We start from the raw sequence: 13,376 nt of genomic DNA, 5'->3' as shown, positions 1-13,376 counted from the left end.
CAGCATCATTTATCACCACGTAAAATAACGATACCTCTTAATGCCACAAATGCCAGACGATAATTCTCATACTCGCATCAAAAAGCTATCGCCGCTGCTCATCAATCAATTGGCAGCAGGCGAGGTAGTGACGCGCCCAGCAGCCGTGGTTAAAGAGTTGCTTGAAAACGCGATTGACGCTGGCGCGACCAGTATTGCGATTCATATTACCCAAGGCGGCATGGGTATGATTGAAGTGGTCGATAATGGCATGGGTATCCATCCTGATGATATGGTTATGGCGATTACCCGGCATGCAACCAGTAAAGTCGCGGATGTTGCTAATTTGCATGGTATTACGACCTTAGGCTTTCGCGGCGAAGCATTAGCAGCAACGGCAGCGGTTTCTCGTTTGATCTTAAGCAGTAGTCATGATGACAGTGGTGTTGGTCGCCAGTTGCAAGTCGCCGGTGTATTGGACGATGTGCCAAAGTTGCTGCCAGTTGTGCATCATCGTGGTACAACTATTACCGTGAAGGATTTGTACTTTAACGTGCCAGCTCGTCGCGGCAACTTAAAATCTATTGCCACCGAGTTTGGTCATATCGAAACGATAGTGCGCGAAGTGGCTTTGGCGCGCGCAGATGTGGCGCTGACGCTGTTTCATGATAATAAAAAGCGGCTGTCTCTTTCTTCAAGAGAACTGTCTTCAAGAGCAATGTCTTCAAGTACAAGCTCTTCAAGAGTCATGTCTGCAAATGATAACAGCAACAATAATGCTAATCGTCTGCCTTTATCACGTCTCGAGCAAGCGACTGGGCTACCATTAACGGATAACGCCTTAGAAATATCCATAGACCTCACCAGTTTAATGCAGTCGCCTAAAGCCTACATTGATAATAATTTTGGCAGTCAAGCAAGCATTAATGGATGGTTATGGCCTAGCAATGATTCTCAAAGTACTTTTCCAAAGTTGATTTATGTGAATGGACGACTGGTAAAAGAAGCATTAATCAGCAATCAGCTACGCCAACTTGCCCAAACCGCTCAGTTAGCAGGTATTGGCTATGCGCTTTATTTTGATCTGCCAACTGAGTGGCTTAATATTAATGTACACCCATCCAAACAGCGTATCAAAATCAGTCCATTGAACAACATCATGGCGCATCTCAGTCATGCGATTCGGACAAAGCTTAAAACGGTCATTAGCAAAAAGACCATTAATTCCGTTAATGATGATAGTCAGGTATTAAATAATAGTCTGTCTATAAATAATACCTTCGCTGCTCAAATGGAACAGACATCATCGACTACTCATTCAACCAAAAGCCAGCAAGTCCAAGCACCCAAACAGCCCTATCAGTTATCAGAAAATACGCCTACTTCTCAAACCGTAGACACATTATTTGTTTCTGAAAACATCAGTCAAAATACCCGTAATATCTCTAACGATGTAGCAATAAATTCGACATCTTTGCCTTATTGTCTGGACGTGATTGACGATTTAAATAATGTGTTAAATGAATCTGCTAGTACGACATACATCGAAGATAAAGCGCTGCCGCTGTTATTGTTTTATTACCAAAGCCAACATTTACTGATTAGTGCAGCAGTTTGGCAGTCAAAAATTGATTCATTATTTGAGTCACATGTATTTCGCGATAGGGCATTTAAAAATGAAAAGATGTTGAACAGCGCAGCTGCCATTAATCAGCAACTTGCTACCGTGAGCATGCAAATGTCATCGCAAGACTTAATGATTTTCATAGCAGATATGGAAAGCGTACTTGTTAAACATGCGCTCAAATCTATCGATAGTCATCGATTGGTTGCATTGATGCTGTCATCTGCCCCTGAGTAAATGTGTATCTAATAACTACATAAAAAATATAATAAGCAAATTTTAGCAGTGACAAGTCGCAAATTTACTTAGCGCTAATCATATAATTAATAAAGGCAATTCTATGCAAATTTCGTCTGATAGCTCATCTTATCGCCTCAATTCCAAGCTAACGGATAATAGCGTGGTGTGTTTGATGGCACCAACCGCGAGTGGCAAGACGGCACTGGCTTATGAGCTGTATGATACAGGGCGTTATGAGCTGATTTCGGTCGATTCAGCGCTGATATATCGTGATATGAATATTGGTACGGCGAAACCAACAGCAACCGAGCTGGCTTGCTATCCGCATCATTTGGTCGATATTATTGACCCGATGCAAAGCTATAGCGTCGCTGAGTTTGTGCATGATGTTGCCCGTTTGATTGATAGCTGTCATGAGAATGGCAAAATACCCTTGCTCGTCGGTGGTACCATGATGTATTACATGGCGCTCATTGATGGGCTATCTCCCGTACCCGATAGTGATGATAACGTGCGCGCACGCGTGGAGCAGTGGCGGCAAGAGGAAGGTATTAGTGCGCTGTATGACTATCTCAGTAAGATAGATCCGATTAGCCATGAGCGACTGAACGGCACTGATACTCAACGTATTACTCGAGCGCTTGAAGTCTATCTACAAACCAATATGCCCATCAGTGATTGGCAAAAAAAGCCTAAACAGGCTTTGGCTCATAATCCTAATCAAAATTGGCATGCGTTGGCAGTGATGCCTGATCGCCCATGGTTGCATAAGCGTATCGAGCAACGTTTGGATATCATGTGGAATGAAGGATTGGTCGCTGAAGTGATAGGGTTACTTGAGCAGTATCCACTGACGCCCAATTTGCCATCGATGCGCTGTGTTGGCTATCGGCAAGTATTGGAATACCTTGTGCATACTAATCACCCAGTATTTGAGCAAGCACATTTAGATAAAGCACAGTTTTATGATGCTTTTGGTCAATTAGATGCTTCAATAAGTGGGCAGATAAGATCCGAGCGCACAGCTCAGCTAGCCATTCAAGCGCCCGAGCACACTAGACAGACTGAGGCGCTTGCTTGTCAGCAAATGCGAAATAAGGCATTATATGCGACAAGACAGCTAGCAAAGCGCCAATACACTTGGCTGCGTAAACTTACTCAATTGTCTGATTTATCTGGTGATGTGTCTAACGATGATAAGCAGATAGACAATGCTATAACGATAAAAACGTTTGATACCATGGCACAGGTGCGAGATTATTTATATTGATGCCTATTTATATTGCTGCCTGCTTATATTGCTGCCTGCTTATATTGTTGCCTGCTTATATTGCTGCCTGCTTATATTGCTGACGGATTAAACCGATAGCGGAATTAGAAATACGTAAAAAATAATGACAATTAGTTTCAAAGTATAATGTAGATAGCTGCTATAATTTAAACCCAGTAGCACAGTGGGAATTATATTTATATAACCGCTTGTTTAATGGCCATTAATTAACGTTTGTTGATAAAATGGCTTTTGAAACAAGTGGTTACTTAATAATTTACAATAATAACGTATTCACGATAAAGTGGAATCACTTAACAACAATGAGCGCTTATTTAGATACGTTTTATAAATAAAACTTATTATTGTATCTGCCCTTAGTCATTATAATTAAAGCGACACTTAAAATAATTGGCATTAAAAATAATTATACAATATTTAGGAGAGATTTCATGTCAAAAGGACAAACCTTACAAGATCCGTTCTTGAATTCGCTGCGCAAAGATCGCATCCCCGTTTCTATTTTTTTGGTAAATGGTATTAAACTACAAGGTCAAATCGAGTCATTTGACCAATACGTGGTATTGCTAAAAAATACCGTTAGCCAAATGGTTTATAAACATGCCATCTCAACAGTAGTGCCAGCGCGCAATCCTAGAAGTAGCACAGCAACTGGCACCAGTACAGCCACGCCAAGTGCCGCACCCGTTGGTTATCAAGGTGGTGGTATGAGTAGTGGCTTTGAGCGCGGTAGCAACCTTGCGAGCACAGGTGGTTTTGAAGAGCGCGGTTTTGCCAATCGTAGTGGCTTTAATCGTGGCGGTTTTAGCCAAGGTCAAGAGCGCGGTTTTGAGCGTGGCAGCTTTGGTCAAAGCCAAGAACGCGGTTTTGAGCGCGGTGGTTTTGGTCAAGACCGTGGTTTTGAAGCGCCGTCAGATAATGCGGGCTTCGAGAATAAACCAAATGACGACACTGACGACAGTAATAACTAAAATCTACGTTGAAAGTACTGTGTTTAAGTTTTATGCCCAAAATATCGTACTTAAGAGGTTGTGCTTGCAATAATGAGCTAGAAACATATTGCTCAAATCTAAAGTAATGCTTAATTAAAAAGTATGTTATTAAGATGTTCTATATCTGATTGAGACCTACTATATTATAGTGGGTTTTTTTTGTATAAATAGACGTATAATTGCATCTAGCAATGCCAATGTTAGTGCTAAAATGATGGCATATCATCATGCGCTATACTATTAATCTAGAGCGTTATTAATTGAGAGCATAGTATAGTAAAATATTCTATTGATTCATCGCATATTCCAATTTGAAGAATTTAAAGTCATTAAATTTTAAGTTATATAATTGAAAGTTACTAAATTGAAAGTCGCTGAATGTAAAGTCACTAAATATCGAGCTGCTGTATGAGTAATCCCCAACGCAATTTAACCCATCAACAATTTATTAGTACTGCTATCGAAGCGATTCATACTGAGATGGCGGCACTAGAATTGTTAACTGAGCAAATCGATGATAGATTTGCCCAAGCCTGCGATATTATCTTGGCCTGTCAAGGGCGAGTGGTGGTGACGGGAATGGGTAAGTCAGGACTCATTGGGCGTAAAATAGCAGCGACCTTTGCTTCTACGGGCACGCCAGCATTTTTTATGCACCCAGGTGAAGCAGGGCATGGTGATTTAGGGATGTTAGTACAGGGCGACGTCTTACTTGCCATCTCAAACTCGGGTGAATCGGACGAGATTAAAATGCTGCTGCCCGTAGTTAAGCGCTTGAATATTCCGCTGATTAGTATCAGCCGAGACAAACGCGGCATGCTACCACGTGCAGCGGACATCGTTCTGACTCTTGGTAAATCACAGGAAGCTTGCCCGCTTAATCTTGCCCCGACTTCTAGTACCACGGCGACTTTGGCATTAGGCGATGCATTGGCAGTGGCTTTGGTTCATGCCCGCAACTTTACTTCAGAAGATTTCGCATTATCGCATCCCGCTGGCGCGCTAGGACGACAACTACTGACGCGCGTTGAAGATTTGATGCATACCAATTCAGAAAACTTACCGCTGATTAATCAACAAGCGCCACTACAAGACGCTTTATTTACCATGTCGGCTGGGCGTTTGGGTATGACAGTGGTCACTGATGACGAACAAAAAGTGGTCGGTGTATTTACCGATGGTGATTTGCGCCGCGGCTTAGAGAAAGGCATTGATTTGCAAACTCCGATGCGTGATTTGATGGTAAGCAATCCACGTCGCGTCAGTAAAAGCATGCGTGCATCAGATGCGCTAAGTGTGATGAATGAAAATGGGATTAGCCAGCTGCTGATTATTGATGAGGCAGAGCGCTTGGAAGCCGTCATTACGGTGCATGATTTATTACAAGCCGGTGTGAAGTAAGTACCGCATTAACAATGATGGCATTCATGATTATTGTATTAATAAGTACTATATTAATAACTACCATATTAAAAAAGCCTTCAATAAGAGAGCACTGATGCAAGACTTAATAAAAAAAGCCGGAGAAGTGAAGTTATTGGTCATGGATGTTGATGGTATTCTGTCAAACGGTCAAATTATTTATGATGCCAATGGTATTGAAACCAAGGCTTTTTCAGTACAAGATGGCGTGGGCGTTAAGTCGTTGGCACGTTATGGTATTTTAACCGCCATTATTACCGGTCGTAGCAGCCCTATGGTAGATAAGCGCGCTGCTGAGATGGGTGTCAATCAAATTGTCCAAGGTCGTGATGATAAGCTGATTGCTCTAAACGAGCTATTAGCCACGCTTGATCCTGCGCTCAATATCACCGCTGCCGATTGTGCCTATATGGGTGATGATTTACCCGATATTAAAGCGATGCAAACCGTTGGTTTTGCTGCAACTGTTCCAAACGCGCATGCAGAAGTCATAAAACGTAGCCATATGGTGACCACGCACGCAGGCGGCACCGGCGCTGTACGTGAAATATGTGATCTGATTTTAAAGGGTCATGGCCACTATCAAGACTTTATTGCGTCTTATACGCTTGATGAAGCCAAAACTCAGGATAACTTGTCGTGAATACTCGTGTTTTAATCGTTCTTGCGTTGATTCTCGCTGTGATTGCTGGCTGGTTCTTTAAGCAGCAAGGAGAGATTACGCCACCGGTCAGTATCGAAGCGACGGATGTTGATTATGAAGCCACCGATATCAAGGCGGTGCAGACCAATGAGAAAGGTGAAACTGAGTACGAGCTGAGTGCTGAATCATTGACCCACAATCCTGTGACCAATAAGGATGAGATGAAAGGCATCACGATGAATTGGGAGCCTTCAGATGAGCAGCGCTATCGTATTGAAGCGGGCAGTGCCGCTATCAGTCAGCAGACGGGTGAAATGAGCTTATCAGGCGGTTTCTCTTTGGTCAGCGAAGGTAAAGCCGGTGCTTCTGATGTTGAACCTATTAAAGTGACGGGTACTACATTAAAAGGCAATACCAAGTCAGGTCAAGTTTATAGTGATGAGCCAGTCAAAGTCGAGCAAGGTATGAATCGCTTTGAGGCCTCTAGCATGACTGCCAATCTTGAAACTGGTGACTATGAATTTGGCAAGGTTGCGGTTGCCTTTACGCCAGCGAAACGCCAAGACAAAGCCTTGTTTTAATAGCGACTTAAGCTTCAAATTAATATCAGCTGCCGCTTTAATATTGTCCTAATCACCCAATTATTTTAGCCTTTATACTGATATTAGATGCATATTAACAGCAGCACCTAGCAGGAAGTTTGCAAACTCTACTACCCATAATGACACGAGTAACTTTTATGAAATCCACTTTTTTGCCTACTTTACGCTTGCTATCGACGCGCTCTATCCAAGTATCGAACGGATTACGTGCGCTGCCGATAGTGATGCTGTTAGCTTTGCCGTTATATAGCCATGCCTTGCCATCAGATGCCAATCAAGAAATCAAATTATTGGCCGATAAAGCCACTTATAGCGAACGCACAGGAATTACCAGCTATTCGGGTACGGTAGTGATTACGCAAGGGACGTTTAAGATGACCGCTGATAATATTACGGTCAATTTATCACAGGGTCGCAGTATCAATTCAGCCGTCGCAACCGGTCGTCCAGCCACCATGCAGCAGGTGGTTACGCAAGAAAAGGGCTTGGCAAAAGGTCAGGCCAATAAAATCGACTATAACGCGGTCACAGGCATCGTTACGCTTACAGGCAATGCAAAACTGGTACAAAATGGCGCAAGCTTTGCCGGTAATGTCATTCGTTATAGCTTAAAAGCGGGCGATGTAGAAGCAACCGCTGGTGGCAATCAACGCGTAGAGTTGGTTTTCCCGCCTAATAACAGCACCAATCAAAGCAGCATACGCTAAGTAATTAAACCGATTAACATGTTAAATGACAATTGGTTAGATGGCTCATAAAGCTGCATGCATTAAAATCGTTAAACTATTAAACATGTAAGCCGTCCGTATTTAAGCTATCCATATTAGTGCTTGAGTGTTGCAACTTTACAAGTAAGTGATGAGTAAGTTATGAGTGATATTAAAAATAATGTTGTTAATAGCAATGAGCTTAATAATGACTCTGTAGCGTCAGCGAATAGCTCTGAACCTGTCGCTCGTTTAACGATGCAAAATTTAGGTAAGCGCTATGGTAAACGCTGGGTGGTGAAAGATGTGTCATTCTCTGTTGAACAAGGGCAAGTCGTTGGACTACTAGGTCCAAACGGCGCGGGCAAAACCACCAGCTTTTATATGGTGGTGGGACTGGTCAACATGGATAAGGGCCGTGTGACCTTAGGAAAAATGGATTTATCCAAATATGCCATGCATGAGCGTGCGCGCGCCGGTATTGGTTATTTGCCGCAAGAAGCGTCTATTTTCCGTAAATTATCGATTGAAGACAATATCTTAGCTATTCTGCAAACTCGTAATGAGTTGAGCGCCTCTGAGCAGCGCCAAGAGCTTGAAAAATTGATCGGTGAGTTCCATTTAGAACATGTACGCAAATCACTCGGCATGAGTGTCTCAGGTGGTGAGCGCCGTCGCTGTGAGATTGCGCGCGCTTTGGCTGCTGACCCCAAATTTATCTTATTAGATGAGCCTTTTGCAGGTGTTGACCCTATCTCTGTAGGGGATATTAAAGACGTTATTTTAACGCTAAAAAATCGTGGTATTGGGGTTTTAATTACTGACCATAATGTACGTGATACTTTAGCAATTTGTGAAAAAGCCTATATCGTTTCAGAAGGCGCTATTATTGCTGAAGGGACGTCGAGCGAAGTATTAGAAAATGAATTGGTGAAGTCAGTTTATCTTGGTAAAGATTTTCAGGTATAAAATAATCTTACGGCTTAGCCGATATACTTTCTTTAAACCTCATCTGTATTTTTAGCCAGATATTTCGTTATTAGGCAGACCTTCAACGTATATTTAGCAATTGCTTTTTGATAAAAGCAATCTTTGTCAGTACATTCTTTGCAAGCACAGTCCTCTATAAATTACCGCCTGATTCTACAGGCTGATATATCATCTCTAACACTCTTATATTAAAGCTTTTACAGAGCTTCATAAATTCTATCTATTATTCTTTATTTATTACTTTCGATTGACCAGCTGAATAAGGTTCATACGTTATGGCAAAAAATAAAAGTAGCTATGTCTGCCAAGGCTGCGGTGCACATTTTGGTAAATGGTCGGGACAGTGCTCTGATTGCGGCGAATGGAACAGTTTAGTTGAAGCACCAAACGTCAGTATGCCTCATCATAACAAAAGCACTGCTAAACCAGCAGCAAATCGTGCAACACCTCGCTCATCGGGTGGAGCACCAACCGGGAACTATTCCGGCACACATAGTGCGGTCATGCCACTCAATGCCGTAAGCGTAGGTTTAGATACGCGTTTACCAACCGGTATCAGTGAGTTTGATCGGGTATTAGGTGGCGGATTGGTGGCCGGTTCTGTCGTTTTGATAGGTGGTGACCCAGGTATCGGCAAATCGACGATTTTGCTACAAACCGCGACTAATATGGCAAAGGCTGATTCATTGGCGGGTAGTGCTTTGTATGTGACGGGTGAGGAATCATTGGCGCAGGTGGCTATGCGTGCTAAACGTTTAGATTTGCCTGCTGATAGGTTGCGTGTACTTGCTGAAACCAACGTCGAAACTATTTGCGCGGCATTAACCCAAGAGCAGCCTGCGATTGCTATTATTGATTCGATTCAGACCATTTATACCGATGCCATCAATTCGGCACCGGGGGGTGTCAGTCAGATTCGCGAGTCGGCGGCTATTTTGACCCGTTATGCCAAGCAAACTGGTACGGCATTATTTTTAGTGGGGCATGTGACCAAAGAAGGTACGCTTGCCGGTCCGCGTGTGCTTGAGCATATGGTTGATACGGTTTTATATTTTGAAGGTCAGTCTGACTCGCGTTTTCGTATGATACGCGCGGTGAAAAACCGTTTTGGCGCGGTCAATGAGTTAGGGATTTTTGGCATGACCGATATGGGGCTTAAAGAGGTCGCCAATCCGTCAGCGATATTTTTAAGCCGTTATGACAAACCCGTAGCAGGCTCTGTGGTCATGGTGAGTCGTGAAGGTACCAGACCGCTACTGGTGGAAGTACAAGCCTTGGTTGATGATTCACAAGGTTCACCTAGACGCATGGCATTAGGACTAGATTTTCAACGACTATCGATGTTGCTAGCGGTCATGCATCGCCATGGCGGTATCCATACTAGCGGACAAGACGTCTATGTCAACGTCGTCGGCGGTGTGAAAGTAATAGAAACAGGGTCTGACTTGGCAGTGCTCTTAGCTTGTGCCTCTAGTATCAAAGAAAAGCCTTTGCCGTCATCACTGGCTGTTTTTGGTGAAGTTGGTTTGTCAGGTGAAATTCGCCCTGTACCTAATGGTCAAGAACGCTTAAAAGAAGCAATGAAGCACGGCTTTAAACATGCGATTATTCCTAAAGCCAATGCGCCTGCTAAAGATGCGCCGCAGTTCAAAGGTATCAATGTGATTGCAGTAGAACGCTTAGATGATGCGATTGAAAGGGCGTTTGAGCTATAAGGGTTTAATAGCAAACCCTTTTATATTCATAATTAAAATTTACACAACAAAAAAGCGCCTAACTTTGAATGAGTTAGGCGCTTTTTATTTGAAGCTAAAAGTATGGTTTTTCTATAATACGAAACCGTTAAGGGCTTAAAACGCTATTATTCTAAGACGTTAATGGTTTAAGAGGATGGGCCTGAAACACGTTCAATAGCCACGTTACCCACACCTTTACCAGTAATACCAAGTTGCTTCGCCGCACCATAAGACAAATCTAACACACGGTTACCATGGAATGGACCACGATCATTTACTTTTACCACAACGCTTTTACCATTGTTTTTATTGGTCACTTTAACGTAGCAGTTCAGTGGTAGTGAACGGTGCGCAGCGGTTAGACCATTCATATCAAAAGTCTCACCGCTAGCGGTTTTGCGACCATGAAACTGACGACCATACCAAGAGGCTAAGCCGGTTTGCTTGAATTTGCTCACAGAGTTAGAGGCGACTGCTGTTAGACGTTCTAGCACATCTTCGTCTTTAGATACTTGTGCGGTGTCACTGGCCAACAGTGAGCTGCTCAGTGCCAATGAAGTAGGTTGGCGGGCAGACTTAACTAAGCTTGATGCGCCGTCGTGCTGACGACTAAGTTCACCGAGTACACGGTCAATATGGGAGGCGTTATCTTGCGAGATCATTGCAAGGGAGGTTTTTGATTCTACCGCATTTGCATTAGAAGCGACTGCAGAGCCAGCAAATAAAACCGCTGACATTGTAAGTAAACCAGATAAACGCTTATTCATAAGTACCTCTATAACTTATACATCAAAACTTAACACTAAAAACCTCTTAGATGGAGCGAGGCAGGGTTAGACCAATCTAACCCTGCCGCAAACCCTAAAACCGAGATCAATCACCTTTCTCATAATGACTGACGTTACCGCCCGGCTTCAATAAATTTTAATATATGGTAATTTTTATTTCATCATCATAAGTGAGTAGGCGTTTATGATTTAGGGACAAATCACCAAACTTAACTTATGACACGCTCAAATGATAGTTAACAATATGAATTAAATAACGCATCAACCACTAAAATGGGATACTGCTATTCGATAACCAAACTTTCACACAATGCTAAATTAATAAAGAGTTTAAAGTGTATTACGTATTACTTTGTTATTAAACCGTTAATTAAGTAGTAACTTTGAAAGTCTGAAATCTACAAGTTGCTAACTATACGGAGGAGCTACAACGACAATATAATTGAATGATAAGTTTGTTAGTATCTATGTACGGGTTATGTATCATATCTACCATAAAACGAGGTTAACGCAATTTTTTGTAAAAAACAAGGAATAAAACCTCTCAGTATGAGTGGGCTAATAGTGGGTTTTTATAGGGGTGTAGTTGGTAGGTTTTTGGTATTATTTGTAATAATAACAATGACTTATGATTATTAATAAGTGCGTGATGTTAGGGTTTTTATGACAATCTATGTAGAATTGATTACAAATAAAATTAGGTTAAAACAACAAGTGTCCGCCTAATTTTGCAAATTCTGTGTTGATATCGAATAAAGGCTGAATGAATGCTGATGGCAAATTCTTCCTAAATTTGCCCACCGATTTGCTGCCTAATGACTTTTTAAATGACTAAGTTGGATGCTTAATAGCGTGTTTTTATCGTTATTTCAACCAAGGCTAAAACGGCCATTAAGCATAAAAATTGCTATACATAATTCACTTTGTAAGTTACTTTATTTGCAAGCTGCTTAAAAAAGCATTAGTCAGATTTATGGGTATGGATTGACATCAATAAGCCGAAACCTGCCATCAAGGTAACGATAGCTGTACCGCCATAACTAATAAAAGGCAAAGGCACGCCAACAACCGGCAAAATGCCGCCGACCATACCGACATTGACGAAAACATAGACAAAAAAGGACATAGCAATCGCGCCTGCCAGTAATCGACTGTAGGTATCAGGATGGCTGAACGCAATATATAAGGCACGAGTCAGCACACAGGCATAAATAGATATGAGTAATATCACGCCAAGTAAGCCAAATTCTTCAGAAAATGCGGCAATGATAAAGTCAGTATGACCTTCTGGTAGAAAATGTAGATGAGACTGGGTGCCTTCTAGATAGCCTTTGCCAGTAAGGCCGCCTGCACCAATAGCGGTCTTGGATTGAATGATATTCCAGCCAGCTCCTTGTACATCAGCCTCAGGATTAAATAAGGTTAAGACGCGCGTACGTTGGTAATCATGTAATAAAAAGTTCCAAGCGAAAGCGACCAAAGGCACCGCCAAAGCCGCTGCAATCGCAATCAATCGCCACGAAAGTCCTGCCAAAAACAACACAAAAATGCCACTGGCCGCGACCAGTAATGAAGTACCAAGGTCAGGCTCTTTAGCGATTAACAATACCGGCACTACGATTAACGCCAAAGTGATGGCAATGCTGGATAGTGAGGGCGGCAAGTCACGTTTGGATAAAAACCATGCACACATCATCGGCATGCCAAGTTTCATAAACTCTGAAGGCTGCACACTGCCAAATCCCGGTAAGTTAATCCAGCGCTGCGCACCCATGCGCACCTCGCCAATGATATCAACCAGTACCAATAATATCAGCCCTAACACATAAAATATGGGGGTAAAGGTGCGATAGAGGCTAGGCGGTATCTGCGCCATGATAAACATCACCGTAAAGGCAACGCCATAGCTGACCATTTGGCGTATGACCATGTCGCTATCTTGGCCGGATGCGCTGTATAAAATTGTCAAACCAATACAGCAAACCGTTAATAGCAGTAAGGTTAGCCACGGGTCAATATGAGTACGTTGCCATAGCGTCGGCGCATGACCTTGACCTAGATGATGGCTCTGACGTGAAAAACGGTATTGCGGGTTAGAAGACATAGGCAAAATGTGACTGGCAGTTGGTGTGAAAGAAAAGTCAGGTTTGACGGATAATAGCTCATCAATTAGGCAATTAAGCAACTAATCATTAAGCAAGCGGCGATTATAAGGCGTTCATTTAACCAGATAATAGCGCATAAAGTAACGTGCTGGTAATAAAGTAACGTCAATATGAACATTATAAGGATAAGTGTTAATAACGAATAGGTGACCGCTGATTCGCTGCGATAGTTTAGCCTGCTTGCTTAAAATTTGATA

The 13,376-nt window shown here is 42.5% G+C and carries 10 protein-coding genes and 1 pseudogene; 9 read left to right on the top strand and 2 right to left on the bottom strand.

Annotation, left to right across the window (positions count from 1 at the left end; all coding sequences use genetic code 11):
- Window positions 1-40: 40 nt before the first annotated feature.
- The 9 genes from mutL (at window position 41) to radA (ending at window position 10,205) form a co-directional block, all read left to right on the top strand.
- Window positions 41-1,840 (top strand): DNA mismatch repair endonuclease MutL, encoded by a 1,800-nt coding sequence (gene mutL / locus PG901_RS11645; protein ID WP_271134492.1) that lies wholly within the window; start codon window positions 41-43, stop codon window positions 1,838-1,840.
- 103 nt (window positions 1,841-1,943) lie between these two features.
- A complete protein-coding gene (miaA, locus tag PG901_RS11640) occupies window positions 1,944-3,113 on the top strand; it encodes a tRNA (adenosine(37)-N6)-dimethylallyltransferase MiaA (RefSeq protein WP_271134491.1) in 1,170 nt (389 codons plus the stop codon).
- Between the two features lie 452 nt (window positions 3,114-3,565).
- Window positions 3,566-4,105: an RNA chaperone Hfq gene (hfq, locus tag PG901_RS11635; protein WP_201565261.1), complete on the top strand. Its 540-nt coding sequence runs from the start codon at window positions 3,566-3,568 to the stop codon at window positions 4,103-4,105.
- A 429-nt stretch (window positions 4,106-4,534) separates the two neighbouring features.
- Window positions 4,535-5,527, top strand: coding sequence for a KpsF/GutQ family sugar-phosphate isomerase (locus PG901_RS11630; protein WP_271134490.1), 993 nt, complete (start codon window positions 4,535-4,537; stop codon window positions 5,525-5,527).
- A 97-nt stretch (window positions 5,528-5,624) separates the two neighbouring features.
- Window positions 5,625-6,191, top strand: a complete 567-nt coding sequence (locus tag PG901_RS11625) for a KdsC family phosphatase (RefSeq protein WP_271134489.1) — start codon at window positions 5,625-5,627, stop codon at window positions 6,189-6,191.
- Window positions 6,188-6,772: an LPS export ABC transporter periplasmic protein LptC gene (gene lptC / locus PG901_RS11620; protein WP_201565264.1), complete on the top strand. Its 585-nt coding sequence runs from the start codon at window positions 6,188-6,190 to the stop codon at window positions 6,770-6,772. Before PG901_RS11625 ends, lptC begins: the two co-directional genes overlap by 4 nt.
- A gap of 245 nt (window positions 6,773-7,017) precedes the next feature.
- Window positions 7,018-7,500, top strand: coding sequence for a lipopolysaccharide transport periplasmic protein LptA (gene lptA / locus PG901_RS11615; RefSeq protein WP_271134545.1), 483 nt, complete (start codon window positions 7,018-7,020; stop codon window positions 7,498-7,500).
- 258 nt (window positions 7,501-7,758) lie between these two features.
- Entirely contained in the window at window positions 7,759-8,469 is a 711-nt protein-coding gene (gene lptB, locus PG901_RS11610) for an LPS export ABC transporter ATP-binding protein (RefSeq protein ID WP_271134544.1), read from the top strand.
- A 296-nt stretch (window positions 8,470-8,765) separates the two neighbouring features.
- Window positions 8,766-10,205 carry a DNA repair protein RadA gene (gene radA / locus PG901_RS11605; RefSeq protein ID WP_201565265.1) on the top strand — a complete coding sequence of 480 codons (1,440 nt, stop codon included), beginning with the start codon at window positions 8,766-8,768 and terminating at the stop codon, window positions 10,203-10,205.
- A gap of 167 nt (window positions 10,206-10,372) precedes the next feature.
- Here the strand turns inward: radA and PG901_RS13715 are convergent.
- Together PG901_RS13715 and rodA are read right to left on the bottom strand one after the other, a co-directional pair.
- Window positions 10,373-10,720 (bottom strand): annotated as a pseudogene (locus PG901_RS13715) (septal ring lytic transglycosylase RlpA family protein); the annotation flags it as partial.
- A 1,255-nt stretch (window positions 10,721-11,975) separates the two neighbouring features.
- Window positions 11,976-13,118: a rod shape-determining protein RodA gene (rodA, locus tag PG901_RS11595; protein ID WP_271134543.1), complete on the bottom strand. Its 1,143-nt coding sequence runs from the start codon at window positions 13,116-13,118 to the stop codon at window positions 11,976-11,978.
- Window positions 13,119-13,376 lie beyond the last annotated feature (258 nt).

It is taken from the genome of Psychrobacter sp. ANT_H3 (assembly GCF_027919975.1).
Taxonomy (GTDB): domain Bacteria; phylum Pseudomonadota; class Gammaproteobacteria; order Pseudomonadales; family Moraxellaceae; genus Psychrobacter; species Psychrobacter maritimus.
The sequence above is the reverse complement of the archived record's forward strand: the minus strand, read 5'-3'. Positions and strand labels throughout refer to the sequence as shown.

What these genes read in the sequence shown, in the direction of transcription:
- mutL (WP_271134492.1), top strand. Translation starts at nt 41, where the DNA reads ATGCCACAAATGCCAGACGATAATTCTCATACTCGCATCAAAAAGCTA.
- miaA (WP_271134491.1), top strand. Translation starts at nt 1,944, where the DNA reads ATGCAAATTTCGTCTGATAGCTCATCTTATCGCCTCAATTCCAAGCTA.
- hfq (WP_201565261.1), top strand. Translation starts at nt 3,566, where the DNA reads ATGTCAAAAGGACAAACCTTACAAGATCCGTTCTTGAATTCGCTGCGC.
- PG901_RS11630 (WP_271134490.1), top strand. Translation starts at nt 4,535, where the DNA reads ATGAGTAATCCCCAACGCAATTTAACCCATCAACAATTTATTAGTACT.
- PG901_RS11625 (WP_271134489.1), top strand. Translation starts at nt 5,625, where the DNA reads ATGCAAGACTTAATAAAAAAAGCCGGAGAAGTGAAGTTATTGGTCATG.
- lptA (WP_271134545.1), top strand. Translation starts at nt 7,018, where the DNA reads ATGCTGTTAGCTTTGCCGTTATATAGCCATGCCTTGCCATCAGATGCC.
- lptB (WP_271134544.1), top strand. Translation starts at nt 7,759, where the DNA reads ATGCAAAATTTAGGTAAGCGCTATGGTAAACGCTGGGTGGTGAAAGAT.
- radA (WP_201565265.1), top strand. Translation starts at nt 8,766, where the DNA reads ATGGCAAAAAATAAAAGTAGCTATGTCTGCCAAGGCTGCGGTGCACAT.
- rodA (WP_271134543.1), bottom strand. Translation starts at nt 13,118, where the DNA reads ATGTCTTCTAACCCGCAATACCGTTTTTCACGTCAGAGCCATCATCTA.